Source organism: Streptomyces qinglanensis, assembly GCF_900111245.1.
Classification (GTDB): domain Bacteria; phylum Actinomycetota; class Actinomycetes; order Streptomycetales; family Streptomycetaceae; genus Streptomyces; species Streptomyces qinglanensis.
In genome coordinates this window covers 450,622-476,595 of sequence record NZ_FOGO01000003.1, presented here as the reverse complement: position 1 = coordinate 476,595, position 25,974 = coordinate 450,622, and the positions used below count along the sequence as shown (strand labels likewise).

General features: G+C 74.1%; 22 protein-coding genes and 1 pseudogene. 14 read left to right on the top strand and 9 right to left on the bottom strand.

The features are described from left to right. Nucleotides 1-285: 285 nt before the first annotated feature. Entirely contained in the window at nucleotides 286-738 is a 453-nt protein-coding gene (locus BMX65_RS09170; protein WP_074999662.1) for a nitroreductase family deazaflavin-dependent oxidoreductase, read from the bottom strand. A gap of 315 nt (nucleotides 739-1,053) precedes the next feature. Here BMX65_RS09170 and BMX65_RS09165 point away from each other — a divergent pair. The 4 genes and pseudogenes from BMX65_RS09165 to BMX65_RS09150 form a co-directional block, all read left to right on the top strand. Continuing rightward, nucleotides 1,054-1,266: pseudogene (locus tag BMX65_RS09165) on the top strand (endonuclease/exonuclease/phosphatase family protein); the annotation flags it as partial. Nucleotides 1,267-1,384: 118 nt separating this feature from the next. Continuing rightward, nucleotides 1,385-2,092 (top strand): TetR/AcrR family transcriptional regulator, encoded by a 708-nt coding sequence (locus BMX65_RS09160; protein ID WP_074999661.1) that lies wholly within the window; start codon nucleotides 1,385-1,387, stop codon nucleotides 2,090-2,092. Nucleotides 2,093-2,210: 118 nt separating this feature from the next. Further along, complete coding sequence (locus BMX65_RS09155; protein ID WP_074999660.1) at nucleotides 2,211-3,518, top strand: sensor histidine kinase; 1,308 nt, start codon at nucleotides 2,211-2,213, stop codon at nucleotides 3,516-3,518. 28 nt (nucleotides 3,519-3,546) lie between these two features. After that, nucleotides 3,547-4,212 (top strand): response regulator, encoded by a 666-nt coding sequence (locus BMX65_RS09150; protein WP_074999659.1) that lies wholly within the window; start codon nucleotides 3,547-3,549, stop codon nucleotides 4,210-4,212. 85 nt (nucleotides 4,213-4,297) lie between these two features. Here the strand turns inward: BMX65_RS09150 and BMX65_RS09145 are convergent, their stop codons facing one another. The 3 genes from BMX65_RS09145 to BMX65_RS09135 form a co-directional block, all read right to left on the bottom strand. Continuing rightward, entirely contained in the window at nucleotides 4,298-4,762 is a 465-nt protein-coding gene (locus tag BMX65_RS09145; protein WP_074999658.1) for a DUF4442 domain-containing protein, read from the bottom strand. Between the two features lie 112 nt (nucleotides 4,763-4,874). Then, entirely contained in the window at nucleotides 4,875-5,705 is an 831-nt protein-coding gene (locus BMX65_RS09140) for an alpha/beta fold hydrolase (RefSeq protein ID WP_074999657.1), read from the bottom strand. A gap of 93 nt (nucleotides 5,706-5,798) precedes the next feature. Further along, nucleotides 5,799-7,088: an MFS transporter gene (locus BMX65_RS09135; protein ID WP_074999656.1), complete on the bottom strand. Its 1,290-nt coding sequence runs from the start codon at nucleotides 7,086-7,088 to the stop codon at nucleotides 5,799-5,801. Between the two features lie 17 nt (nucleotides 7,089-7,105). On the opposite strand from BMX65_RS09135, the gene BMX65_RS09130 reads away from it, so the two are divergent. The 3 genes from BMX65_RS09130 (at nucleotide 7,106) to BMX65_RS09120 (ending at nucleotide 9,336) form a co-directional block, all read left to right on the top strand. Continuing rightward, the gene (locus BMX65_RS09130) at nucleotides 7,106-8,335 is read left to right on the top strand and encodes an ROK family protein (protein WP_074999655.1); all 1,230 of its coding nucleotides are present in this window, start codon (nucleotides 7,106-7,108) and stop codon (nucleotides 8,333-8,335) included. 4 nt (nucleotides 8,336-8,339) lie between these two features. After that, nucleotides 8,340-8,888 carry a GNAT family N-acetyltransferase gene (locus BMX65_RS09125; protein WP_074999654.1) on the top strand — a complete coding sequence of 183 codons (549 nt, stop codon included), beginning with the start codon at nucleotides 8,340-8,342 and terminating at the stop codon, nucleotides 8,886-8,888. Between the two features lie 160 nt (nucleotides 8,889-9,048). After that, nucleotides 9,049-9,336, top strand: coding sequence for an SHOCT domain-containing protein (locus BMX65_RS09120; RefSeq protein WP_074999653.1), 288 nt, complete (start codon nucleotides 9,049-9,051; stop codon nucleotides 9,334-9,336). Between the two features lie 233 nt (nucleotides 9,337-9,569). Here the strand turns inward: BMX65_RS09120 and BMX65_RS09115 are convergent, their stop codons facing one another. Further along, nucleotides 9,570-10,160 (bottom strand): ATP-binding protein, encoded by a 591-nt coding sequence (locus BMX65_RS09115; RefSeq protein WP_074999652.1) that lies wholly within the window; start codon nucleotides 10,158-10,160, stop codon nucleotides 9,570-9,572. A 142-nt stretch (nucleotides 10,161-10,302) separates the two neighbouring features. Then, a complete protein-coding gene (locus tag BMX65_RS09110; RefSeq protein ID WP_074999651.1) occupies nucleotides 10,303-10,614 on the bottom strand; it encodes a hypothetical protein in 312 nt (103 codons plus the stop codon). A 154-nt stretch (nucleotides 10,615-10,768) separates the two neighbouring features. On the opposite strand from BMX65_RS09110, the gene BMX65_RS09105 reads away from it, so the two are divergent. Next, nucleotides 10,769-11,908: a PLP-dependent cysteine synthase family protein gene (locus tag BMX65_RS09105; RefSeq protein WP_074999650.1), complete on the top strand. Its 1,140-nt coding sequence runs from the start codon at nucleotides 10,769-10,771 to the stop codon at nucleotides 11,906-11,908. 217 nt (nucleotides 11,909-12,125) lie between these two features. Here BMX65_RS09105 and BMX65_RS09100 read toward each other — a convergent pair whose 3' ends face one another. Then, the gene (locus BMX65_RS09100) at nucleotides 12,126-12,983 is read right to left on the bottom strand and encodes a DeoR/GlpR family DNA-binding transcription regulator (protein WP_074999649.1); all 858 of its coding nucleotides are present in this window, start codon (nucleotides 12,981-12,983) and stop codon (nucleotides 12,126-12,128) included. A gap of 224 nt (nucleotides 12,984-13,207) precedes the next feature. On the opposite strand from BMX65_RS09100, the gene BMX65_RS09095 reads away from it, so the two are divergent. Continuing rightward, a complete protein-coding gene (locus BMX65_RS09095) occupies nucleotides 13,208-15,715 on the top strand; it encodes a hypothetical protein (protein ID WP_074999648.1) in 2,508 nt (835 codons plus the stop codon). On the opposite strand, the gene BMX65_RS09090 is transcribed toward BMX65_RS09095, so the two are convergent. Together BMX65_RS09090 and BMX65_RS09085 are read right to left on the bottom strand one after the other, a co-directional pair. Next, nucleotides 15,685-18,174, bottom strand: a complete 2,490-nt coding sequence (locus BMX65_RS09090; RefSeq protein WP_074999647.1) for a right-handed parallel beta-helix repeat-containing protein — start codon at nucleotides 18,172-18,174, stop codon at nucleotides 15,685-15,687. The genes BMX65_RS09095 and BMX65_RS09090 overlap by 31 nt on opposite strands. Before the next feature lie 184 nt (nucleotides 18,175-18,358). Further along, nucleotides 18,359-18,961: an Rv1733c family protein gene (locus BMX65_RS09085; protein WP_074999646.1), complete on the bottom strand. Its 603-nt coding sequence runs from the start codon at nucleotides 18,959-18,961 to the stop codon at nucleotides 18,359-18,361. A 493-nt stretch (nucleotides 18,962-19,454) separates the two neighbouring features. On the opposite strand from BMX65_RS09085, the gene BMX65_RS09080 reads away from it, so the two are divergent. From BMX65_RS09080 to BMX65_RS09060, 5 genes are all read left to right on the top strand, one after another. Further along, nucleotides 19,455-20,867 carry a family 2B encapsulin nanocompartment shell protein gene (locus BMX65_RS09080; RefSeq protein WP_074999645.1) on the top strand — a complete coding sequence of 471 codons (1,413 nt, stop codon included), beginning with the start codon at nucleotides 19,455-19,457 and terminating at the stop codon, nucleotides 20,865-20,867. A 108-nt stretch (nucleotides 20,868-20,975) separates the two neighbouring features. Next, complete coding sequence (locus tag BMX65_RS09075) at nucleotides 20,976-22,361, top strand: family 2B encapsulin nanocompartment shell protein (RefSeq protein WP_074999644.1); 1,386 nt, start codon at nucleotides 20,976-20,978, stop codon at nucleotides 22,359-22,361. Between the two features lie 202 nt (nucleotides 22,362-22,563). Continuing rightward, a complete protein-coding gene (locus tag BMX65_RS09070) occupies nucleotides 22,564-23,910 on the top strand; it encodes a helix-turn-helix domain-containing protein (protein WP_079171779.1) in 1,347 nt (448 codons plus the stop codon). Between the two features lie 96 nt (nucleotides 23,911-24,006). Next, on the top strand, nucleotides 24,007-25,530 hold the full coding sequence (gene exaC / locus BMX65_RS09065) for an acetaldehyde dehydrogenase ExaC (RefSeq protein WP_074999643.1): 1,524 nt from the start codon (nucleotides 24,007-24,009) through the stop codon (nucleotides 25,528-25,530). After that, entirely contained in the window at nucleotides 25,530-25,961 is a 432-nt protein-coding gene (locus tag BMX65_RS09060) for a DUF779 domain-containing protein (RefSeq protein WP_074999642.1), read from the top strand. Before exaC ends, BMX65_RS09060 begins: the two co-directional genes overlap by 1 nt. Nucleotides 25,962-25,974 lie beyond the last annotated feature (13 nt).

Sequence of the window (25,974 nt, the reverse complement as noted above, 5' to 3'; positions counted from 1 at the left end):
GTTTGGTGCTCCGGTGCTGCTGCGGGCCGCCTGCTGCGGGTACGGCGCTTGCCGGCCCCGGGCGGGAGTTGGACGGGCGGGAGTTGGAGGGGCGCACTGCCCCTCCTCCGCGGCCACGCGGGGCTCCGGTCGTCTGCGTGGCCCGACACGGTTCCGACGGGCTGCAGTGCCTCGGCCGACTGCACGGTCCGGGGGAGGGCCGCACTCCGGGAGGCCGCGCGCTGCGGGGCGTCCCGAGTGGTGGGGTGTCTCGAACCGACCCCGTGTGCCCGGTCGGTGCGCCTCTCAGTCGGTCAGGGTGAGCCGGAAGACGGGATGGCGGTCCGCCACCGCCCGGATCTCCTCGTCGGAGGAGTCCGGGCCCACCTCGAAGAACGCTCCGACCTCCCACTTCCACTTGCGCAGATAGGCCCGCAGGATCTCCGGCTTCTCCGCGTCGGGTACCTCGGCGGCGGTGAAGTGCCGGCCCCGTCGGCCGTGGAACAGCTCACCGTCGCCCGCCGCCCGCATGTTCCGCGTCCACTGGACGTGCCCGCGGGCCGCGACCAGGTAGAGCCCTCCGTCGTGGTGCAGCGGATTGACCGGCGTGCGGCGCCACTCGCCGCTCTTGCGGCCCTTGACCGCGAGTACACGCGAACCCGCCAGGCTGACACCTCTCCTGGAGAGCCAGGAGACGGTCCGGTTCAGCACCTTGTTGGTGAACCAGCCGGGGCGCTTGACGTACGACTCGGGTGACATCGGTGTCCTCCGTCGAGGAGTGGGCGGATGGGGCGCGGGCCCCTGGGAGCTCTGCTGTGGAATCGGTGATCCGAAACGAGAGCGCTGCTCTCGTTGTGAATCAGTGTTGCACTACTCGTGCTCCAAAACAAGAGCAGTGCTCTCGCGGGGCGGGACCGGGGGACGACCGACGTCCCCGGTCCCGGTCCCGGTCCCAGCCCCGGCTCCGGTGGCCCCGGTTCCGGCGCCGGCCCCGGCCCGGCCACGGCGTTGCACCCGGTGGATCCCCCGTGCAGCTCGGGGCGTCGGGCCGGTCCGGCGGCGCCTCGTCGGCACACCATGGACGACCGTGCGTTCGACGGCCTCACCTCCCGGCTGCGCTCCGCCCAGGAGGTCGCCGGGGACGGGTTCGGCTTCAGCTGGCCCGCGAGGTTCCCGATGGCGCGGATCGACCGGATCCTGGTCCGCGGAGTCGAGCCGAAGAGCGCGTGGCTGCTGCCGGCGACGGGCAGCGACCACCGGCCGGTGGCGGCGGCGATCAGCTGGTGAGCGCTGGACGGCCCGCAGGTGTCCTGTCGTCGGCGTGTCCGGAGCCGCACCTGCCCGGGACGGGTGAGCGGCGCTCTCGATATTGAGCACTGCTCGCATTGCTGGCACACTGCTCCGCATGAGCAGGATGCAGGGTGCCCGGCAGCGGGCCCGGGGTGAGATCACCGAAGCGATCAAGGAAGAGGCGCGCCGCCAGCTCGCGGAGCAGGGCGCCTCCCGGCTCTCCCTCCGCGCCGTCGCCCGCGAGCTGGGCGTGGCCTCCTCCGCGCTCTACCGCTACTTCCCCAGCCGCGACGACATGTTGACCGCGCTCATCACGGACGCCTATGACGCGCTCGGGGGAGCGGCCGAGGAGGCGCTCGCCGATGCCGAGTCGGCGGGGGACTCGCACCTCGTCCGCTGGCTCGCCGTCTGCCGCGCCGTCCGCGGCTGGAGCCTGGCGCATCCGCACGAGTACGCGCTGCTCTACGGCTCGCCCGTGCCCGGGTACGCGGCACCGTCCACCACCATCCGGCCGGCCGCCCGCGCGGCTCTGGCCATGCTGACGGTGCTGAGCGATGCCTACGCGGTCGGAGCGCTGCGCGCGCCCGCCCGGGCCGCGGCCGCGCCCGAGGCGGTGCTGGGCGACACCGAGCGGCTGGTCGCCCAGCTGGAGGTGCCGCTGCCCCCGGCGGTGGCCGCGGAGGCGGTGGCGGCGTGGGCGCAGCTCTTCGGCCTGGTCGGCTTCGAGCTGTTCGGGCAGTTCGCCAACGTGATCGACGCGCGCGACGCGTTCTTCGACCATGCCGCCGAGCGTCTCGCCGACCAGGTGGGCCTCCGCCGCTGAGCCGCACCCCGCCGGGCTGTTCCGCACCGCAGACCACCCGCCTACTCCCCGCGGAGTAGGCGCAACCACCGCGCCCGGCTGACGCCGCGCTGCCCGCGCCACGGCTAGCGTGCAGGGCGTGACCAGCACACCCTCCTCCTCCAGCCCGGCCGGCGGCGCCGCGGAACAGCCCGGGGCCGCCGGCCCCGGGGCGGCACCGGCCGCGGGGTCGCCCGGGACACCGGGAACGCCTCCCCGGTGGTGGCCCCGGTTCGGGTCCGGTCCGGGGCAGCGGCGGCGCCTTCCCTGGCCCTCCTCGCTCGCCGTGCTCGCGATCCAGCAGGCCGGTTCGGGATTCGCCGCGCACAACCAGCGGGGCACGGCTGCGGACCTGGATCCCGCGGCCCGGCTGCTGCTGGCGCTCGGGCCGCTTCTTCTGCTGCTGCGCCGACGCTTCCCGCGTACCGCCGTGTTCGGGACCTCGGCGGTGACGCTGGGGTACCTGGCGGCCGGATACCCCTACGGGCCGGTGCTGCTGAGCGTCGTGGTCGCCGGGTTCGGTGCGCTCGTCGCCGGCCACCGGTACGCGACCTGGAGTGCGCTGGGGATGCTGCTGGTGGGCCGGCTGCTGGCGGCCCACGCCTTCTACCGGTGGCTGCCACCGGGTGAGGACGGTCCGGGGGCCTGGGGAACCGACCTGTTCATGGCCGTCTGGATGGTGGCGCTGTGCACCGCCGGCGAGCTGGCCCGGGTCCGCGTCGCCGAGCAGGCGCGCCGGGAACGGGAAGAGGCGGAGGCCGCGCGGCGCCGGGCGGACGAGGAGCGGTTGCGGATCGCCCGCGAGCTGCACGACGTGCTGGCGCACAGCATCTCCGTGATCAACGTCCAGGCGGGTGTCGGGCTCGCGCTCCTCGACTCCGACCCGGAGCAGGCGCGCACCGCGCTCGGCACCATCAAGTCCGCCAGCAAGGAGGCGCTCGGCGAGGTCCGCCAGGTACTCGCGACGCTCCGGACGCCGGGGGACGCGCCCCGGGCGCCGGCCCCGGGCCTCGACCGGCTCGGTGAACTGGCCGAGCAGGCCGCGAGCGCCGGGCTGCAGGTGACCACCGGAACCGAGGGCACGCCGGTGCCGCTGGCGCCGGGGAAGGACCTGGCGGCGTTCCGCGTCGTCCAGGAAGCGCTCACCAACGTCGTGCGCCACTCGGGGTCGCGCACCGCCCGTGTGCGGGTCCGCTACGGCAGCGGCGTGCTGGAGCTGCGCGTCGACGACGACGGCCCGGCCACCGGCTCGGGGCCGACCGGCGGCGGCAACGGGCTGGTGGGGATGCGCGAGCGGATCGCCGCCTTCGGAGGCACCGTCGAGGCGGGGCCGCGCGCGGACGGCGGCTTCCGGGTGCGCGCGACGCTTCCGCTGCGCTCCGGCGAGCAGCAGGCGCCGCTACAGTGAGCGCCCCGGCGAACCGAGGAGAGAGACCGTGATCCGTGTGCTGCTCGCCGACGACCAGGTTCTGGTGCGCGCCGGATTCCGTGCACTGCTGGACGCGCAGCCCGACATCGAGGTGACGGGCGAGGCGGCCGACGGCGCGGAGGCGGTCGCGCTGGTACGCGAACACACTCCCGATCTGGTCCTGATGGACATCCGGATGCCGCTGGTCGACGGCCTGGTGGCCACCAGGCGGATCACCTCGGACCCGGAGCTGAGCGCGGTCAAGGTGGTCATGCTGACCACCTTCGAGCTGGACGAGTACGTCTTCGAGGCGCTGCGTTCGGGAGCCTCGGGGTTCCTCGTCAAGGACACCGAGCCGGACGAACTGCTGCGGGCGGTCCGCGCCGTGGTGGGCGGGGACGCGCTGCTGTCGCCCGGTGTCACGCGGCGGCTGATCGAGGAGTTCGCGGCCCGCTCCAAGGAGCCCGCCGCGGTCGAGGGGCTGGCCGAACTCACCGAGCGTGAGCGGGAGGTGATGGCGCTGGTGGGGATCGGACTCTCCAACGAGGAGATCGCCCGCCGGCTCGTCGTCTCACCGCTGACCGCCAAGACCCATGTGAGCCGGACGATGGTCAAGCTGGGCGCCCGCGACCGCGCCCAGCTCGTCGTCCTGGCCTACGAGTCCGGCCTGGTGCGCCCGGGCTGGCTCGGCTGACCGCCGCGGCCGGACTCCGCGCGGGGAGCCGGGGCTCCGCGGGGCCGGACTTGCGCATCGGGCGCGCGGAGCGGACCGGGCCTCGTCATCTGTCCCGTTTGCGGCGCACGTAGAGCTGTTTGCGGACGCGGGCGACCACGGTGCCGTCGGCCGCGGTGACGGTCGACTCGAACCACGGCAGCGCTTTGGAGCCGTCCGCCGTGGCGGCGCGGATCTCCTCCAGCCGGTCCTCGGTGAGCTTGAAGTCGGCGTAGACGTCGCCGCGGCCGGGGGAGACGAACTCGACCTCCGCGCTCTTGTCCCACACCACGTAGTCCGGGCCGAGCCGGTTGACCGCCAGCAGCGCCCAGAAGGGGTCGCTCATGGAGTAGAGCGAACCGCCGAACTGGGTGCCGAAGTAGTTGCGGTTCAGCCGGCCGAGCTTCAGCCGGACCCGGGCGCTGCTCCAGTCGTCGGCGATCTCCAGGACGCGGATGCCCGCGAACCGGTACGGCGGGTACCAGTTCAGGGCGCGCAGCAACCCCTTCGGGGTGCGCAGCACATGAGCCATGGCCGCGAAGCTACCACGCTGCTACTCCCGAGTAATAGGTGGCGGTGATCACTTCCGCGCCGGGCCGGCACCCGGCCGGAGAGCTGCGGGCCGTCCGGCCGGTGACACCCGCTCACTCCTCGAGGAAGTCGGCGAGCGCTCCTGTCAGCTCCGCGGTGGCGTCCTCCTGGACCAGGTGTCCGGCGCCCTCGAGCAGCCGCAGCCGGGCGCCCGGGATCGCCGCGGCCAGCCGGTGCGCGCGGTCGACGGGGATCCAGGCGTCGTCGGTGCCCCAGCAGACCAGGACGGGCAGCGCCAGTTCGCCGTACCGCTGCTCGATCTCGTCGGTCCAGCGCTGGTCGTTCTGTGCGATCTGCCGGTAGAAGGCGCTCCGCCCCGCCGGGTCCAGCCACGGCTCGGCCAGCTTTGCGACGACGCCCTGGGGCAGGCCGGGACCGCCGACGGAGGAGACGTACTCCCGCACCAGTGCCGCGTGCAGTGCGGGCGGGAGCTGGGCGAACACCTCGGAGTGCTCGCCCAGCAGCCGGTAGGCCGGTGACCCCCAGGGAGCCAGAGCCACGACGTCGACCAGTGCCAGCCGGGAGTAGCGCGCACCGTGCAGCAGGTGCGCGCGCAGGGCCACGGCGCCGCCGAAGTCGTGCGCCACCACGGCGGGCTGCTCCAGGCCCCAGTGGTCCAGCAGCCCGGCGAACAGTTCGCCCTGGGCGCGCAGCGACACCTCCTGCCCCTCGTACTTGGCCGAAGCCCCGTATCCGGGCATGTCCCACACGTGGACGCGGTGTCGTCCGGCCAGGCTCCGGGCGACGTTCCGCCAGGTGTAGGAGGACCAGGGCGTCCCGTGCAGCAGTACGGCGGGCGGCAGTGCGGGGTCGCCGAGGGCGGCCCAGTGCACGGTCCCGAGAGCGCTCTCGTAGGTGCGGTCCAGCGTCCAGGTGTCGTTCATGCGCATCACTCTGCGGGCCGCGGGGCTGCCGGACCACTGGCTGGAGCGACGATGAACGCAAGGATCGGGCCAGGTGGAGTCCGGCCGGTCTGCTCACCCGTCCGGCAGGACGGCACGCCGTGCCGCCGCCGCGGTCAGTGCGGCGGCTCCCGCCAGCAGTGCGACCGTCAGCAGTGCCGCCTGCAGCGAGAACCGCTCCGCCAGGAAGCCGATCGCCACCGGGCCCAGCAGGATTCCGCCGTACCCGAGCGTGGAGGCCGCCGCCACCCCGCCGGGCCCCGCCAGGTCTCCGGCCCGTCCGATGGCGATGGGGAAGACGTTGGCCAGGCCGAGGCCGGTCAGGACGAAACCCGCGAGGGCCGCCCACACCGACGGTGCGAGCGCGCCCAGCAGCATGCCGCAGCAGCCCAGCGCCCCGCCTCCGACCAGTACGCGGCCCGGCCCCAGGCGTTCGACGAGCGTCGTGCCGGAGAGCCGCCCCACCGTCATGGCCCCGGCGAAGACCGAGTAGCCGGCGGCGGCGAGGGCCGGACCGGCGCCCAGGTCGTCCGTCAGGTGCAGCGCACTCCAGTCGGCCAGCGCACCCTCGCCGTACGCGGTGCACAGCGCGATCGCTCCCAGGACGGCGACTGCCCTGCGTACGCGGCGAGGCGGGCGCGGGGCGGGTGCGGGGTCCGCTTCCGCCTGCCGGGTGTCGGCTCCCGGGGCCGGCCCGGCGCGGCGGAGGCGCTCCGGCCGTCCGGCGGCGGGCAGCGGGAAGCGCAGCAGCGGCCGGGCGGCGAGTGCGGCCAGGGCCAGCCCCGCGGCGGCGAGCAGCAGCAGGTGCCGGGTGGGGCTCAACACGCCCGCCAGCAGGCCGCCCAGGCCCGCACCGAGCATGCCGCCGAGGCTGAAGGCGGCGTGGAAGCCCGGCATCGCGGGGCGGTCGAGCACGGCCACCAGGTCGACCGCGGTGCTGTTGAGGGCGACGTTCATCCCGCCGTACCCGGCGCCGAACACCAGCAGCACGAGGCCGAGGGCGAGCGGCGAGCGGGTGAGCGGCGGAAGTGCCACGCTGAGGGGCAGCAGGAATCCGCAGCCGAGCAGGACGGGTTGGTTGCCGAAGCGGGAGCACAGCCGTCCGGTCGCCATCATGGTGACCACGGCGCCCGCCGAGAGGCCGAGCAGCGCCAGACCGAGGTCGCTGTCCGAGGCGCCCGTCCGGGCCTTGACGGCGGGGATCCGGACGACCCATCCGGCGAAGAGGAAACCATCGAGAGCGAAGAAGGCGGTCAGGGCGTGGCGGAAGCGGCGCAGGTCCGGGTGGTGGGGAGCGGCGGGCGACCGGCCGCCGCGCTCCTTCGCACCGGCGAGCGCCGACCGTATTTTGTTTAGTGTCGGCACAAAGAGAGAATAGAGGCGTGACCCGGACACGTACAACGAGGTTGGAAAGAGGGCGTTCGGCCCTGGGGCCCGCACTGGAGCTGGTCCACACCGGGCAGGCGCCCACCCGCGCCGTGCTCACGGCCGAACTGGGGGTGACCCGCGCGACCGCGGGAGCCGTCGCCGCCGAACTGGAGGCCCTCGGGCTCATCAGCGTCGACGCCCACCCCACCGCACCCGTGGGCAGCCAGGGCCGGCCCTCGCACCGGCTCGCCGTCGACCCCGCGGGACCCGTCGCGCTCGCCGCGCAGATCCACGCGGACGGCTACCGCGCGGCGCTGGTCGGCCTCGGCGGGCGCATCGTCGCCACGGCGCCCGGCTGCGGCACGGTGGACGCCGACCCCGCGCAGGTCATCAGCGAAGTCGTCGCCGCGGGCGCCGAGTTGCTGCGCTCCGGCAGGCGGCGCTGCGTGGGCGCGGGGCTCGCCGTGCCCTCCGCGGTGGCCGAACCGGAGGGCACCGCGCTCAATCCGCTGCACCTCGCCTGGGAGGCGGGCGCCCCGGTGCGCGACACCTTCCGCGCCTGCCTCGCCGAGGCCGGAGTCACCGGCGCGGACGCCGCCACCGTCACCGGCTTCGCCGCCAACGACCTGAACGTCGCCGCGCTGGCCGAGCACCGGCACGGCGCCGGACGCGGGGCCCGCCACCTGCTCGTCGTCGGCACCGGGCACCACGGCGTGGGCGGCGCGCTCGTACTGGACGGGCGGCTGCACACCGGAAGTTCGGGCCTGGCCCTGGAGGTCGGCCATCTGACGGTGGATCCGGAGGGCCGCCCCTGCCACTGCGGCAGCCGCGGCTGCCTGGACGTGGAGACCGACCCCGCTGCGCTCCTCGCCGCCGCCGGGCGCCCGGCCAGCCCCGGGACCTCCCTGCTGACCCAGGCCGCCGAACTGCTCCGCACGGAGTACGGCACCGACCCCGCGGTCCGGGAGGCGGCCGGCCGGCTCGTCGACCGGCTCGGGCTCGGACTCGCCGGGCTCGTCAACATCCTCAACCCCGACCGCATCGTGCTCGCCGGACTGCATCGCGCTCTGGTCGAGGCCGACGGCGAACGGCTGCGCGGTGTCGTCGCGGACCGCAGCCTGTGGGGACGCAGCGGCGGTGTCCCCGTCCTGCCCAGCGAACTGGCGCACAACTCCCTCGTCGGAGCCGCCGAGTTGGCCTGGCAGCCGGTGCTCGATGACCCGCTCGCGGTGCTGGGAGGATGACCCCATGCGCATCCGAGCGGGTACCGCCCGCGAACTCGGCAGGCTCCAGGAGATCGAACGGGCGGCGGGCCGGTGGTTCCGCGGCATCGGCATGCCGGAGATAGCCGACGACGAGCCGCCCACCCGGCAGTGCCTGCGCGAGTTCGCGGAAGCGGGCGGACTGTGGGTCGCCACTGACGACGACGGCGGCGGCCCGCCGGTCGCCTACGCGCTCACCGAACCGGTCGACGGCTGCCTGCACGTCGAGCAGCTCTCCGTCCACCCGGACCGCGCCCGGCGCGGCATCGGACGCGCCCTCCTCGACCACCTGGCGGTCCGGGCGGCGGCCGAGCGGATACCCGCACTCACCCTCACCACCTTCACCGACGTCCCCTGGAACGCGCCCTACTACGCGCGCCTGGGCTTCCGCACCCTCGCCGCGCACGAACTCGGCCCCGGACTGCGCGAGATCCGGTCCCGGGAGACCGCCGCCGGGCTGGACCGCTGGCCCCGGGTGTGCATGCGCCGCGAGGCCGCCGCCCAGAGCCGCCGGGACCTTCTCCCGGCGGAGTAGCCCCGCCGGGCCGCGTCCGCCGCGGAGCAGCCCGGCACCCCCGCGGTACTTCCGGAGAGGTACCCGTACCGCCGCCGGCCGTACGACGCCCCGAGCCCCTCCCCGCGCGCAGTCTCGGTAGCGCAAGGCACCACCGACCGCTACCGAGGAGCTGACGACCATGCAGACCCTGGCCCACTGGCACGGCGCGGGGGGACCGGGCCCCTGGATCCTGTTCTTCCCGCTCATCTGGGCCGCCCTCGTCGCGACCGGCGTCTTCCTCCGGCGCCGCCGCGGCCCCTGGCGGCAGCCGCAGCACGCCGCGCACGGCACCGAGAGCCCGCTGGACCTCCTGGACCGGCGCTTCGCACAGGGCGAGATCGACGAGGACGAGTACTGGCGGCGCACCTCCGTGCTGGCCGAGAGCAGCCGCGAGCGGAACGCGGAGCGCGCGGGCAGCAGGCGATGAGCGGCACCGCCGCAGCCCGATGACCCTCGCCCTCGACCTGCGCTGGGGGGGTCGGCGGTGCGCGGCGCGCCGCCGACCCCCGCACCCTCGCGGTGCCCGCGCGCACCAGGGAGCCGGTCCTGCTCCGCTCGGTCCGGCGGACCCGCGGCCCACTGCAGGCCATGGCGTGCGGGCAGGGAGGGAAGCCGGTACCGGTGGCCGTCGCCGGGGCCGTACCGGGCGTCTCTGCCCGCTCAGCCCGCTGCCGCCGGCTCCACCTCGGCGGGGGGCGGCACCGGGGCCGGACCGGACGGCGGCTCCGGTGCGGCGGCGTCCCGGGCGGCACGGCCCGCACGGCCCCGGACCCGCGCGGCCGGCTCCGGGGCCGGGACCGGCAGCGAGAACCACACGGTCTTCCCCGAGCCGTCGGGCCGGGCCCGCACCCCCCAGCTCTCGCTGAGCGACGCCACCAGCGCGAGCCCGCGCCCACTGGTGGGCAGCGACTCGTCGGACGCCGCGCCGCGGACCCGGGGCAGCCGGGGGTCGTGGTCGTGCACCGAGACCGTCAGCCGGTCCCCGACCAGGGACAGTTCCACGGTGCAGTGCTTGTCGGCGGGAGCCGGACCGGCGCCGCCGGCCCCGGGATCCGCGTGCCGGTGGACGTTGGCCAGCAACTCGGTCAGCAGGAGGGCCGCGACGTCCAGGACGGTATCCAGTCGCCAGTACCGTAGCTGCGCGGAGACGATTCTTCGGACCTGCCCTATGCGCGGGGGCAGCGCCTGGAACTCCACGGCGCAGTGCCGCGCCGAGGGCGGTGTACGGGTGCTGCTCGGTGGACTGATCACGACTGTGACTCCCTCACGAGGGGCCGCCGGTGGCGGGGACGGATCACATGTGATGTGCGCTACAGAGCCAGGATGGGAGTGGACGGGCCGAGGCGCAAACGCGCTGCGACGATCCGGTCACGGAACGGCGGCAAGTGCTCTCTCACCGGCCCAGCACACCGCGCTCCGCGGCGGCCTTCGCCCGCGCCGTGCGCAGGGCCGACAGCAGACCCTCCCGGTGCCCCCGGCCCAGGCGCAGCAGATAGCTTCTGCCGCGCAGCGTCGCCAGCGCCTGGTCGCGCAGCCCGTAGCCGCTGATCCGCACCTCGTCGACCGGCGCGCTGTCGATCTCGCTGCCGTAACTGGTCAGCAGCACCAGCTCCCCGTCCCGCACCAGCACGTGGCCGGCCCGGGTGAGGGAGCGGAGCATCCGGCTGATCCCCACCCCGGTCGCGTCGAACTCCGGCTCCGCCACCGCACACCGCCTCCCACCGGCTCCCACCGGATCTGCCCAGCAGAGGTGTCTGGGTACCCCCGGGCGGTGCGCGTACACCCCCGGAGAGCCCGACCCCTGCCGGGAGCATGCCCATGTCCGCCGCTGTCTACCGACCCCCCTCTATGATCGGCCTGTGAGCACCACCGACCCCGCCCCACCCGTCCCCGCCCTCCCCACCCAGGACGTCGACCGCAGCGACCCGGACCGCCGCGGCTGGCTGAAGGAAGCGGTACGCAAGGTGCGGGCCGAGAGCGGCCGCAGCGCCGACACCCATCTGCTCGCCTTCCCGCTGCCCGAGGAGTGGGGCGTCGACCTGTACCTCAAGGACGAGTCGACGCATCCCACCGGCAGCCTCAAGCACCGTCTGGCCCGCTCGCTGTTCCTGCACGCGCTGTGCAACGGCTGGATCCGGCAGGGGCGGCCCGTCATCGAGGCGTCCAGCGGTTCCACGGCGGTGAGCGAGGCGTACTTCGCCAAGCTGATCGGCGTCCCGTTCATCGCGGTGATGCCGCGCACGACCAGCAGCGAGAAGACCCGGCTGATCGAGTTCCACGGCGGCACCTGCCACCTGGTGGACGATCCGCGTACCGTCTACGAGGTCTCGGCACGGCTCGCCGCGGAGAGCGGCGGCCACTTCATGGACCAGTTCACCTACGCCGAACGGGCCACCGACTGGCGGGGCAACAACAACATCGCCGAGTCCGTCTACCAGCAGCTCGCCGGGGAGCGGTACCCGGAACCCGCGTGGATCGTCGCCACCGCCGGAACCGGGGGCACTTCGGCGACCTTCGCCCGCTACATCCGCTACATGCAGTACGACACCCGGGTCTGCGTCCCCGACCCGGAGAACTCCTGCTTCTTCGACGGCTGGACGCGCGGCGACCCGGAGGCCACCAGTGACTGCGGCTCCCGGATCGAGGGCATCGGACGGCCCAGGATGGAGCCCAGCTTCGTGCCCGCCGCCGTCGACCGGATGATGAAGGTCCCGGACGCCGCCAGCGTCGCCGCCGTGCGGCAGTTGGACCGGGTGCTGGGCCGCAGGGCCGGCGGGTCCACCGGCACCGGACTGTGGAGCAGCCTGCGGATCGTCGCCCGGATGCTGGCCGCCGGCGAGCAGGGCAGCGTCGTCACCCTGCTGTGCGACCCGGGCGAGCGGTACCTGGACAAGTACTACGCGGACTCCTGGCTGGCCCGGCAGGGCCTGGACATCGCTCCCTACACGCGCACCCTGGAGCGGTTCCTGGCCTCGGGGGAGTGGGTGGAGCCGCACTAGCGGCTCCCGCCGCGGCCCGCGGGCGGCGCGGGAGAGCCCGCGAAGCCCGGCGGGGTCCGCGAACTCCGTCGGCCGGGCGTGCCGCACCGGCCCGCCGACGGGCCGTGTGCAGCCCCGCGCGGCGCCGGCAGAGCCACCCGGCTCCACCACCCGGCCCCCCGGCACCGCCCCCCGGCACCGCCCCCCGGCAGCCGCCGCGGGCAGGCGCGGGCCCGGCTCAGAACGCGCCCGCGAACCCCTCGCCGTCCTGCTCTCCGGCCACCACCAGCTCCGGCAGCCGCTCCTGGATCTCCTCCCGCGCCCCGGACGGCAGCCCGCTGTCCGTCACCAGCGCGTCCACCTGGTCCAGCGAGGCGAACGAACTCAGCCCCACCGTGCCCCACTTGGTGTGGTCCGCGACCACGATGACCCGCCGGGCCGAGCCCACGAACTGCCGGTTCGTCTCCGCCTCCGCCAGATTCGGGGTGGAGAGCCCCGCCTCCACCGATATGCCGTGCACCCCCAGGAACAGCGCGTCGAAGTGGAGCGAGCGGATCGCCGCGTCCGCCACCGAACCCACCAGCGAATCCGAGGGCGTCCGCACCCCGCCGGTCAGCACCACCGTCGCCGCGCCCGGACGGCTCCCCGCGGTCCCGGCCCCGGTGCCGCTCCGCTGCGCCGCGTGGAAGACATCGGCGACCCGCACCGAGTTGGTGACCACCGTCAGGTTCGGCACCTCCAGCAGGTGCCGCGCCAGCGCGAACGTCGTCGTACCGCCCGAGAGGGCGATCGCGCTGCCGGGCTGGGCCATGGTGGCCGCAGCGCGCGCGATGTCCTCCTTCGCGCTCAGCTCCAGCGAGGACTTCGCCTCGAACCCCGGCTCGTGCGTGCTGGCCTCGGCGACCGGCACGGCGCCGCCGTGCACCTTCTCCAGGGCGCCCTGCCGGGCCAGCGCGTCCAGGTCGCGCCGCACCGTCATGTCCGAGACCGACAGCTTCCTGGTCAGCTCGTTGACCCGGGCGCCGCCCCGGCGCCGTACCTCCTCCAGGATCAGCGCGCGCCGCTGTTCGGCGAGGAGGTTCTGGTTGTCGCTCACTGCCGCTGTCTCCGTTCCTTTCGTGACCGGGTGTCGGGGCTGTGGGGAGGCCACCGGTCGGCCCATCCTCCCACGCGCGCCACAGCCGCGCCGCTGTCTCGATCGAGCCCCGCGCACCCCGCTCTCACCCGTGGGGGGCTGGCACAGGGCGCCGCGGGCAGTGATGCTGGCACCGGAGCCGACACGAAGCTGACACACCGTTCGGGGGAACCGGGGGAAGCGCAGTGCCGACAGACCACCCAGCCAACGCACCCGGCGCACCCAGTGCACCCGGCAGCCCGCCGGGCCTCGCGCTGGAACTGCTCGTACACGGAGTGGGCGGGACGTCCGCCGCCGAGATGCTCGGCGACCCGCGCACCGAGCGCGTCACCGGGGACGGCACGGCGGCGATCCACCGGCGCACGGACGACACGGACGCCGAGCAGCGCCCGGAGGACTACACGGGCCGAGCGGTACCGGAGGCGTACTGCTGGTCGAACCTGACCTCCGGCAACGGCGCCCGCGCCCTGTGGCTGATCCTGCTGCCGTTCATGGTGGCCAATCTGGCCCACTGGACCCGGCCCGCCTCCTGCGGCCGTGCCCGCACCGTACGGCTGCACGGCCTGCTGGTGCGGCTGCTGGCCCTCTCCCTGACCGTGCTGCTGGTCGCCGCGGCCTGCGAGGTCGCGCTCGACCTGGTCGCCTGGCAGTGCGCCGGGGCCGCCCGCTGCGCCGGGGAACACTCCTGGCTGGCGTTCCTGGCCGCGCCCGAAGAACCCGCGGACCCCGGCAGTTGGTGGAGCCAGCCGGGCCGCCGGCTCGCCCTCGCCGCCGTGCTGCCCGCTGCCGTGACCGTGCTGCTGTGGTGGCTCTCGCACCGCACCTGGAGCGCCTACGAATCCCAGCCGCCGCTGGAGCGCACCGTTCCCGAAGGCGCCCCCGCGGCCGAGGGGCGGCCACCGCTGTCGCTGCCCGGCTTCTGGTACGGCAAGCGCCTCGTCGCCCGGCTGCGTGCCGCGCACACCGCCGCCGGATTCCTGACCGTCGCCGCCGCGCTCACCGCGGCCACCGCCGGGCACGACCGGGCGCCCGGCGGCAGCACCCCGCTGGACCTCACCGGACGGCTGCTGACGGGGCTGGTGCTGGCGGGAGCCGCCTGGGTGCTGTTCGTCGTCTGCGGCCGGGGCCGCAAGGAGACCGCACCGGACGACGGCGTCGACTCGCTCGCGGTGCGCGGGCTGCCCCCGGCCTCCCTCGCCGTACTGCTCTCGGCCGTCGTGCACACCGGCTGGAGCCGTCCGGACTGGACCTCCGGCGGCACCCTCCCCGGCGACGAGACGTTCAGCGTCCTCGCGGTGCTCCAGGGCACGCTCGTGGTCGCGCTCGGCGTGCTGGGCCTGCGACTGCACCGCCGCACGCGGGTCCCCCGCACGGCGCTGCGCGGGACGGCCTCCGGATGCGTGGCGATGCTCGCCTGCGCGCTGGGCGGCGTGCTCTCCGGCGGGGTCTGCCAACGGGTCGGGGACTGGCTCGACGGCCCCGGCGCGTCCGGCGGCAGCGGCGGCCGCATCGCCGGACCGCCGACCATCCTCACCTGGCAGGCGTCCGTCATCCCCGTTCTGCTGGTCCTGGTGCTGCTGCTGGCGGGCTGGTCCGCCGTGCGCGTGTGGCGCGACACCCGGCGGCTCACCGACGACGTGGCGGCCGGGTACCCCGAATCGCTGCCCGACCCGTCCCGCTCCCGCCGGATCGCCGCCACCATCGCCCGCGCCGGACTCACCGACCGGGCGCCCCGGCTGGTGGCGGCCGTCGCCGCCGCCACACTCGTCATGGGCGGTGCGGCCGTGCTCGGCACGCTGCTGACCGGCCAGGTGCCCGGGCAGGCGACGGACGGAGCGCCGGGCGTCGTGGCGGGGTCCGCCGACGCCGTGCAGGCCCTCGGCTCCTGGCTGGTCGGGTTCGCCTTCGTCCTGCTCCTCGCCTGGGGCCGCCGCGCCTACCGGGACGCCTCGGCCCGCCGCACCATCGGCATCCTGTGGGATGTGGGCACCTTCTGGCCGCGCTGCGCCCACCCGTTCGCGCCGCCCTGCTACGCCGAACGCGCCGTGCCCGACCTGGCCTGGCGGATGGCGATGTGGACCGACCGGCGGCCCGAACGGCGCCTGGTGATCTCCGGCCACTCGCAGGGCAGCGTCCTGGCGGCCGCGGCGGTCTGGCAACTGGATCCCGGCACCCGCCGCCAGGTCGCGCTCCTCACCTACGGCTCACCCCTGGAACGGCTCTACGGGCGCTGGTTCCCCGCCTACTTCGGCCCCCACCGGCTGGCCGCCCTGCACGGTGATCTGGAGTGCTGGCGCAACCTGTGGCGGCTGACCGACCCGATCGGCGGTCCGGTGCGGCCCGAGCGCGCCGACGCTCCCGAGCCAGGACCGCCCGAGGACTGCCGCGGAGTCGACCGCGGCCCGCTGCGCGACCCCGTCGCCTACGGCCGCACCCGTGCGCTGCCGCTGCCCGAACCGGTCCTGGCGCACGGGGACTACCAGGCGGACCCGGCCTTCGCCGAGGAGCGGGCGGGGCTGCTGGCCCGCCTCGCGGACCGCGCCCGGCGGGCTCTCCCCGCAACCGGCGCCTGCCCGTGCCCGCGGCAGGACCAGGACGCCGACCGGCGGCCCGGTCGGCAGCCGGACCGGCGGGGGTCCGGTGCGGCGGACCCGCCGGCCGCTCAGACCGGGCCGGGCAGATCCGAGGGGTAGAGCAGGGTGAGGTCCTCGGTGCTCGGGTCGGGAAGCTGCGCGACCCGGCCCGCGTGCCGCTCGACCATCGCCTCGAACGTCTGCCGCGCGGTGCGCCCGTTGCCGAACGAGGGGCCCTTGGGAAGCTGCCCGAAGTACTCCAGCAGCGCCTGCCGCGTGCCGCCGCCCAAGTGGTACTCGTGCTCCTCGGCCTGCTGCTCGACGATGCTCAGCAGCTCCTCCGGGGCGTAGTCGCCGAAGGTGATCGTGCGGGAGAAGCGTGAGGCCACACCGGGGTTGGCGGCCAGGAAGTGCTCCATCTCGGTGGTGTAGCCCGCCACGATGACCACCACGTCGTCCCGGTGGTCCTCCATCAGCTTCACCAGGGTGTCGATGGCCTCGCGGCCGAAGTCGCGGCCCGAGTCCTGCGGGGCGAGCGCGTACGCCTCGTCGATGAACAGCACACCGCCCTTGGCCTTCTCGAACGCCTCCTGGGTGCGCAGCGCCGTGGACCCGATGTGCTCGCCGACCAGGTCCACGCGGGAGACCTCCACCAGATGCCCGCGGCGCAGCACCCCCAACGAGTGCAGGATCTCGCCGTAGAGCCGGGCGACCGTGGTCTTGCCGGTGCCGGGCGATCCGGTGAAGACCAGGTGCCGCCGTGCGGACGCCACCTTCAGCCCGGCACGCTGCCGCCTGCGGCCGACCTCGATCATGTCGGTGAGTGCCCGGACCTCGCGCTTGACGGCGTCCAGCCCGACCAGCCCGTCGAGTTCCCCCAGCACTTCCTTGGCGGGGCGCGGTGCCTCCTCCGCCGCGTCCTCCACGTTCTCGCCGGCCGTGCCGTCGCCGGGTGCGGCTGCCGCCGTCGGCGCCGTCGGTGACGGGCTCTCCGAGCGCTGCCGGGGCACCGCGGCCTGCGCGGTGAGCAGCCCGGCCGGACCCTCGGCGGGCGGGGTGGGGGAGACGGGCGCCGGGGAGGGCGCGGCGGGCGCAGCGGTGACCGCGGAGGCGCTCTCGTCGCTGCTGCAGTCCTCGACGGTCGGCCCCTCCTCGGCGAACTCGTAGCCGCCGCGCGTGCAGCGCTCGGTGCGGCAGCGGCGCAGCGTGGTGCGGCAGCCGTCGATCACGTGGAAGCCGTAGCCGCGCGAGCCGGACACCCGGCAGTTGTGGAACGTCCCGCGCCCCTCGGCGGAGACGTAGAACCCGGCTTCGCCGGAACCGCTGACCGTGCAGCGCTCGATGGTGGGATCGGCGCCCTTGGTGACGATCACGCCGGTCGCCGCCTGGTCGATGGTGCAGCCGTTGAGCACTCCGCCGCTGCCGTGGTCGCGGAACCAGGCGCCGGTGGCGGCCTTGCTGATGCGGCAGTCGTCCAGTTGTACGACGGCGCCGTCGCTCACCGAGACGGCGGTGCCGCGCACCTGGGAGAGGTCGCTGTCCAGGACGTCGGCGCGCGAGCCCCGGTCCAGGACGAACAGCGCGTCGGGCACCGAGTGCACCCGGCAGGTGTCGAGTACCGCGGTGGCACCGTCGCTGACCCACACCGCCGGGTAGTCGCCGGTGCTCTCGTGTATCTCGCAGCCGTTGGCGTCCGCGCGGGTTCCCGGATCCCACACGGACAGGCCGTTGCGGCCGAACCGGCGCACCGTGGAGCGGGTCAGGGTCAGCACGGAGCGGGACCGCAGGTCGACCGCGTTCTCCGGGATGTCGTGGATGTCGCAGTCCGCGAGGGTGAGCACGGCGTCGGTGTCCAGGGTGACCCCGTCGGTCGAGGTCCGGTGCACCCGGCAGTCCGTGAAGTGCCCGCTGGCGCGCCCGGCGACGCGCAGGCCGCTGCCCTTGATCTCGTAGATCTCGCAGTCCAGCGCCTCCAGGGTGCTGCCTTCGCCCTGCAGCGCGATGCCCGCGCCCGAGGCGAGGTGCACCCTGCAGTGCGCGAGCCGGGGCCGGGCGCCGTCTCTCACCAGGACACCGGACTGGCCCGCGGCCACCACTTCGCACTCCTCGTAGACGCCCCCGGCGCCCCCGGTGATGCTGAAGCCGAGACCGGCCGGATTGTCCACGGTGCAGCGCCGTACCGTGGGCCGCGCGCTGCCGCGCACCTCGATCCCCGAGGCCGAGCGGGTCATCACCCGCAGCCCGGCCAGTTCCGGTGCCGCGTCCTCCACCAGCACGGCGGGCACGGCCGAGTCCTGGCCCTCGATCTGCAGGTCCTGGACCAGCGCGGCGGAGCGCACGGTGAGCGCCACCCCGTCCGCGGGGGCGATCCTGACCGGTCCGGAGCCGCCGCGTTCGGGGCCGCGCAGGGTCACCATGCGCTCGATGACCAGGTTCTCCCGGTAGGTGCCGGGTGCCACGGTGAGGACGTCGCCGTCGCCCGCCACCTCCAGTGCGGCGGACAACGATGCGTATTCGCCCGTGCGCCGCCGCCACCGCGACGTGCCGCTGTGCGTCACCTGGACCGAGCCCTGTGCCATGGAGTGCTGTGCCCCAACCTCGTTCGTGCGGAGATGCGTTGCGCCGGTCGCACGGAGCACTGCGTGCGCTGTCCGGGCCGGCCGCACCACCGTAGCGTGCGCTGGTGCTCTGCGGTGACGGGTCCGACCGAGTGACCGGCGCGGACACCCGTTCGGAACGGGACATGCCGGGAAGGGGCGTTTCTCAGGTGCTGGTTCCGGTGCGGCCCCAGTCGGGGCCGATGCGCACCCACTCCTCGTCCCAGCGCGCGTACCTGCGCCGCAGCAGCAGCCGTACGGTCAGTCGCCTGGCGGCCTCCAGCCCTCCGGCGGCGAGCGCGCCGATGGCCAGCCCGGCCAGCAGCGAGTAGGACCGGGCGCTGTGTGTGCTCATCGGACGGGAGGTCAGACGCCCGTGCGCGTCCGTCCACACCGGGAAGCGGGAGCCGGGCTCCACAGGGTGGCGGAGCACGATGACCCCGGTGTGCGGGGTGCCGTCCGGTCCCTCCCACCGGGCCGTGATCCGGTGGCGGTTCTGCGCCCCGGCGCCGGTCTCGGTCTCGGAGTCCAACGGCGGCAGCACCGTCACGCGCTGGACCGTCGCCGGAATCCGCGACCGCTGGTGCTGCTGCTCGTGGGCGGTGCGCAGCAGCGCCGCGTGGGCGGTCTCCGCGGCGGCCCATCCCGCCAGCGGGGCGGCGAGGGCGATCAGCAGCACGGCGCACAAGGACAGCCATGCCTCCCGGCGGTCGGTGCGCCGGCACAGCGGGTTGCTCCGCCAGCGCCACAGACCGGCGACAGTGCGCACCGCTGCACCCCCTCTCGCCGTCCGTGCACCGGGTGCGGTACCCGCACGAGAGGAGCCGTCGGGCCACGGGCCGTCGAGCCGGCCGACTGCCGCACGACCGGCTGCCGGGTCTTCGGGTCCGTCGGTCCCCTCTCCTGGTCGTCGGGCTCGCCGGTGCACTGCGTTCCCCTCGTGATCCGCCGAGTTTACTGAGTCGCCTTCCGGTGCCGGACACCGGGCGCGGGTCGGACGTGTGTACGCCGTTGTTTTCCGCACATCTGCTCGGACCCGGATGCGGGGAGGGTCGCTGTGCGACACGGAGGTCGCACACAGTGAGATCACTCGCGCAGTCGTCACGCTCGGTAGGAAAAGTTGGTGATCTTACCCGGGAATCGCGCGGGCATTCGGGGCGCAGCCGTCTCTTTCGGGCGATTGCCGCTTCCCGTGCCGCGTACTTAACTTCATTCCGCAACAAGCGATATGACGGCGCATCAACAAAGATTGGCGGTGTCGGATGACGACTGCGGCGGAGCGGAATTCCGGGAACGGGAGTGCGGACCAGGCGCAGCAGAGTCTCGCCACGGAAGCGGCACGGAATCTCGCGACCACCACGAAGACGCCCCCGCAGATGCAGGGGATCACCTCGAGGTGGCTGCTGCGGGCCCTGCCGTGGGTACAGGTGACGGGCGGGACCTTCCGGGTGAACCGGCGGCTGTCCCATACGCTCGGAGACGGCCGGGTGGAGTTCGTCTCCACCGGCGCCGAGGTCCGGGTCGTCCCGCTGGAGCTCACCGAGCTCCCGCTGCTGCGCGGCTACGACGACCACGCGGTGCTGGAGAGCCTCGCCGACCGGTGCGAGCAGCGCGACTTCCGCCCCGGCGAGGTGATCCTGGAAGAGGGCCGGCCCGCCGACCGGCTGGTACTGATCGCACACGGCAAACTGCGCCAGTCGGTCCGGGGCCGGTACGACGAGGACGTCACCCAGGGCGTGCTCGCGGACGGGGACTTCGTCGGCGACCAGCTGATGACCGGCGAGACGGGCACCTGGGACCGCACCCTGACCGCGCTCACCAGCGGTACCGTCCTCACCCTGGAGCGCGGCGCCTTCGACACCGTCCTGGCCGGTGCCGACTCGCTCCGCTCCCACCTGGCCTCCGCCGGCGCCTCCATCCCCTCCCGGCGCACCGAGAACGGCGAGTCCGCGATCGAGCTGGCCTCCGGACACCTGGGGGAGGCGCCGCTGCCGGGCACGTTCGTCGACTACGAGCTGAGCCCCCGCGAGTACGAACTGGAAGTCGCCCAGACCGTGCTGCGCGTCCACACCAGGGTCGCCGACCTCTACAACCACCCGATGAACCAGCTCGAGGAGCAGTTGCGGCTCACCGTCGAGGCGCTGCGCGAGCGCCAGGAGCACGAACTGGTCAACAACCGCGAGATCGGTCTGCTGCACAACGCCGGGATGCGGCAGCGCGTCCACACCCGCTCCGGTCCGCCCACCCCCGACGACCTGGACGAACTGCTGGCCACCGTGTGGAAGGACCCCAGCGTCATCCTGGCCCACCCCAAGGCGATCGCCGCCATCGGCCGGGAGTGCAGCAGGCGTGGGCTCTACCCGCAGTCCGCCGACCACGAGGGGCACTCGGTGCCCGCCTGGCGCGGCGTCCCCATCCTGCCCTGCAACAAGATCCCGGTCACCCCGCAGGGCAGCACCTCCGTCCTGGCGATGCGCACCGGCGAGAAGGCCCAGGGGGTGGTCGGACTCCATCAGACGGGAATTCCCGACGAGTACAGCCCGGGTCTCTCGGTCCGCTTCATGGGGATCAACGAAAAGGCCGTCATGTCGTATCTGGTGAGCGCCTACTACTCCGCCGCCGTCCTCGTGCCCGACGCGCTCGGAATTCTCGAGGACGTCGAGATCGGCCACTGACCCGTGTCCGGGGCAATGGTCCCCGGCCCGGAGAGCCGTCCTCGGCGGTGACCGGAAAAGCGTCCCCAGGAAAACAGGCAGTCGGAAACACCAGGAAAACGGGCATACATGACCACGCATCCCGAAGAGCTGCGGCAGGACCGCGCCAGCCTCTCCACGGCGGCCGCACGCAAGCTCACCACCACGACCAAGACGCCGCCGCAGATGCAGGGGATCTCCCCGCGCTGGCTGCTGCGAGTCCTGCCCTGGACGGAGACCACCGGCGGCACCTTCCGCGTCAACCGGCGGCTCACCCACACCCTGGGGGACGGCCGGATCGAGTTCGTCTCCACCGGCGCCGAGGTCGACGTCATCCCCGCCGAGCTGCGGGAGATCCCGCTGCTGCGCGGCCTGGCGGACGAAGCGGCCCTGCGCGCCCTGGCGGACGGCTTCACCCAACGCGAGTACGAGCCCGGAGACGCCCTGGCGGTCCGCGGCGAACCGGCGGACGAACTGCTGCTGATCGCGCACGGCCGTGTCGTCAAGGAGGCCGCGGGGCAGTACGACGACGAGATCGAACTCGGCGTCATCGCCGACGGCGACCACGCCGGGGACCAGATCCTCACCCCGGACCCGGGAAACTGGCAGCAGACCCTGCGCGCCACCACGCGCTGCACGGTGCTGGCGCTGCCCCGCGAGACGTTCCGGCGCACAGCCGACGCCTCCCCGGCGCTGCGCCACCACCTCGACACCGCCCTCGCCCGCACCCTGCCCGCGCAGAACCGGCGCGGCGAGGCCGACATCGCCCTGGCCTCGGGCCATCTCGGCGAGGTTCCGCTGCCGGGCACGTTCGTCGACTACGAGCTGAACCCGCGCGAGTACGAGCTGGCCGTCGCCCAGACCGTGCTCAAGGTGCACAGCCGGATCGCCGACCTCTACAACGACCCGATGAACCAGGTGCAGGAGCAGTTGCGGCTCACCGTCGAGGCGCTGCGCGAGCGCCAGGAGCACGAGCTGGTCAACAGCCGCGAGTTCGGACTCCTGCACAACGCCGACCTGACCCAGCGCATCCGCTCCCGCACCGGCGCCCCCACCCCGGAGGACCTGGACGAGCTGATCTCCCGCCGCCGCCGGACCCGGTACCTGCTGGCGCATCCGCGCGCCATCGCCGCCTTCGGCCGGGAGTGCAGCAGCCGCGGCATCTACCCCGAGCGGGTCCAGGCCGAGGGTGCCACGGCACACGCCTGGCGGGGGATCCCGCTGCTGCCCTGCGACAAGATCCCGATCCGCGCGGACGGCACCACCTCGGTACTGGCCATGCGCACCGGGGCGGAGGACCAAGGCGTGATCGGGCTGCACCAGACCGGGATCCCGGACGAGCTCGAACCGTCCCTGAACGTCCGCTTCATGGGCATCGACGAGCGGGCGCTGGTCTCCTACCTGGTGAGCGCGTACTTCTCGGCCGCCGTCCTGGTGCCCGACGCGCTCGGCATCCTGGAGGATGTCGAGGTCTGACCGAGCCGGGGGAGCGCCCCGGTCCCGGTCAGGGCACCCCCGCGCGGCTGCCCTGACCGGGGCGCCCGGGCTGTCGGCCGCACCGCGGCCGGCGACCCGGGTACGGGCGTGCCCGGGAGCGGCCGTCCCCGGGGCGGCGGCCCGCCGTGCGCAGTGCGCCGCAGCCGTTGTCTGCGGACCTGACCCGCTGCACGATGACGGGGTGCGCAATCCATGGCTGGCACTCGAGGCCGGTGCCGACGCGGTCCAGCGGGCCGGGCAGTTGCGCCGGGCCCACGAACGATTCCTGACCGGCGGCACCGTCGCCGCGCCCGTCCGCGACGTGGTGGCCGACTCCTGGCGCCGCTGCGCCGGGGCGCGGCTGGCCCCCGAGAGCATGGCGGGCGTCGAGATGGACGACGCCGGACTGGCCCGGCGCCGGGAGGCCCACCCGCTGGCGCGCGCCATGCCGCTCTTCCGTGAACTGCTGGGCACGATCGCCGAGGACGGGGCCCATCTGCTCTCCGTCTGCGACGAGCAGGGCACCATGCTCTGGGTGGAGGGCCACCGGCAGGTGCTGCGCCGCGCCGAGCGGATGAACTTCGTCCCCGGCGCCCGGTGGTCCGAGCGCGCCAGCGGCACCAACGCGCCCGGCACCGCCCTCGCGGTCGACCACGCCGTCCAGATCTTCGGCGCCGAGCACTACTGCCGCCCGGTGCAGTCCTGGACCTGCGCCGCCGCGCCGGTGCACGACCCGCGCACCGGCCGGGTCATCGGCGCCGTCGACCTGACCGGTGGCGACCACCTCGCATCACCGCACAGCCTCGCCCTCGTCCAGGCCACGGCCCGGGCGGCCGAAGCATGCCTGGCGGCTCCGGAAGCGGACCCCCGCGCGAGCGGCCCCCCGCTGCCGCCGGACGTCTGCACACTCGCCGTCCTCGGCCGGGACGAGGCGCTGCTGCACACCCCGGAGACCCGCGCGTCCGGCCGGCCGCTGCGGCTGGGGCGGCGGCACAGCGAGATCGTGCTGCTGCTGGCCGCGCACCCCGACGGGCTGACGGGCGAGGAGCTGGCCCGTGAACTGTACGGGGAGCGGGAGGTGCACCCGGTCACGCTGCGCGCCGAACTCTCCCGGCTGCGGCACCTGCTGGGCCCGCTGCTGGACTCGCGTCCCTACCGGCTGCGGGAACGCCCGCACACCGACTACGACACGGTCGGCGACGCACTCGCCGCGGACGACCCCGGTGCGGCCCTGGACGCCTGCAGCGGTCCGCTGCTGCCGGGCTCGTCGGCGCCCGGAGTGCTGCGGCTGCGCAGGCTGCTGGAGCAGCGGCTGCGCCGCCGGCTGCTCACCCGCCCCGAGCCGCGGCTGCTGGAGCGCTGGCTGTGCACCGCGGCCGGCGAGGAGGACCTGGAGATGTGGGAGGCCCTGCACGCCGCACGCCCCACGCCGGGTACGGCGGCACGGGTGCGGGAGCTGCGGGCCGCCTACGGGCTGCGGCCCTCCGTCCCCGGGCCGGGCGGCGCCGGGAACAGGCACGCAACGTATCCGCAACGTCCCCGCGGCTAACCTCCCCGCAACCGTGTCCGCCCACCGCCGGGCGGGCCGAGGAACGCCTGCGCACACGCCAGGACGCCGTGTGCGCCGAGCACAGGGAGGCAGAGCATGAGCCGCTACGCCGCACCGGGAACCGACGGCGCGCTGATGAGCTACCAGCCGCGCTACGACCACTGGATCGGCGGCAGCTACGTCGCTCCGAAGCAGGGCGGATACTTCGAGAACCCCACCCCCGTGACGGGCGCCGTCTTCACCGAGATCGCCCGCGGCACCGCCGAGGACGTCGAACGGGCCATCGACGCAGCCCACGCGGCGGCACCCGCCTGGGGCCGTACGCCGCCCGCGGAGCGCGCACAGCTCCTCAACCAGATCGCGCAGCGGATGGAGGCGCACCTGGAGGAACTGGCCGTCGCCGAGAGCTGGGAGAACGGCAAGCCGATCCGGGAGGCGCTGGCCGCCGACATCCCGCTGGCCATCGACCACTTCCGGTACTTCGCCGCCGCGATCCGCTCCCAGGAGGGCTCGCTCTCCCAGATCGACGAGGACACCGTCGCCTACCACTTCCACGAGCCGCTGGGCGTGGTCGCGCAGATCATCCCGTGGAACTTCCCCCTCCTGATGGCCGCCTGGAAGCTGGCCCCCGCGCTGGCCGCGGGCAACGCCGTCGTACTCAAGCCCGCCGAGCAGACCCCGGCCTCCATCCACTACTGGATGAGCCTGGTGGCCGATCTGCTGCCGCCGGGTGTCGTCAACATCGTCAACGGCTTCGGAGCCGAGGCGGGCAAGCCGCTGGCCGCCAGCGCCCGGGTCGCCAAGGTGGCCTTCACCGGGGAGACCACCACGGGCCGGCTGATCATGCAGTACGCCTCCGAGAACCTCAAGCCCGTCACCCTGGAGCTGGGCGGCAAGAGCCCCAACGTCTTCTTCGACGACGTCTCGGCCGCGGACGACGACTTCCTCGACAAGGCCCTGGAAGGCTTCACCATGTTCGCCCTCAACCAGGGCGAGGTGTGCACCTGCCCCTCGCGCGCGCTCATCCAGCGCAGCCACTACCGCGGCTTCCTGGACGCCGGTGTCGCGCGCACCGAGGCGATCGTGCAGGGCCATCCGCTGGACACCGACACCATGGTGGGCGCCCAGGCGTCCAACGACCAGTTGGAGAAGATCCTCTCCTATCTCGACATCGGGCAGCAGGAGGGCGCCCGGGTGCTCACCGGCGGGGTCCGCGCCGAACTGGGCGGCGAACTGGAGGGCGGCTACTACGTGCGGCCCACCGTCCTGGAGGGCGGCAACGACATGCGCGTCTTCCAGGAGGAGATCTTCGGGCCCGTCGTCTCGGTGACCGCCTTCGAGGACTTCGACGAGGCCGTGCGGATCGCCAACGACACCCTCTACGGCCTCGGCGCCGGGGTCTGGACCCGCGACGGCGCCCGCGCCTACCGGGCGGGCCGTGCCATCCAGGCCGGACGGGTGTGGACGAACTGCTACCACGCCTACCCGGCGCACGCCGCGTTCGGCGGGTACAAGCAGTCGGGTATCGGCCGGGAGAACCACCAGATGATGCTCGACCACTACCAGCAGACGAAGAACCTGCTGGTCAGCTACGCACCGCAGAAAATGGGACTGTTCTGATGGAGGCCCGGCCACAGGGCGCTCCGGCCGGGCGGAGTGGTGACGGCGCTCCGGCGCGGCCGGTTGCGGACGGCCGTACGGAGCCCGAGCGGGTCGCCGTCACACCGGCCGCCGCCGAGCTGCTGCGGATGCTGACCGGCAAGCACGGGCCGCTGATGTTCCACCAGTCCGGCGGCTGCTGCGACGGGAGCAGCCCCATGTGCTACGAGCGCGGCGAGTTCCGCACCGGGGACTCCGACGTCCTCCTGGGCGAGCTGCGGATCGACGGCGTGCCGGACCCGGTGCCGTTCTGGATGTCCGCCGCCCAGTTCGCCTACTGGAGCCACACCCATCTGACCGTCGACACCGTCCCCGGCAGAGGCAGCGGCTTCTCCCTGGAAGCCCCCGAGGGGGTGCGCTTCCTGATCAGGTCCCGGCTGCTGGAGGACTGAGCCCCGGGAGCAG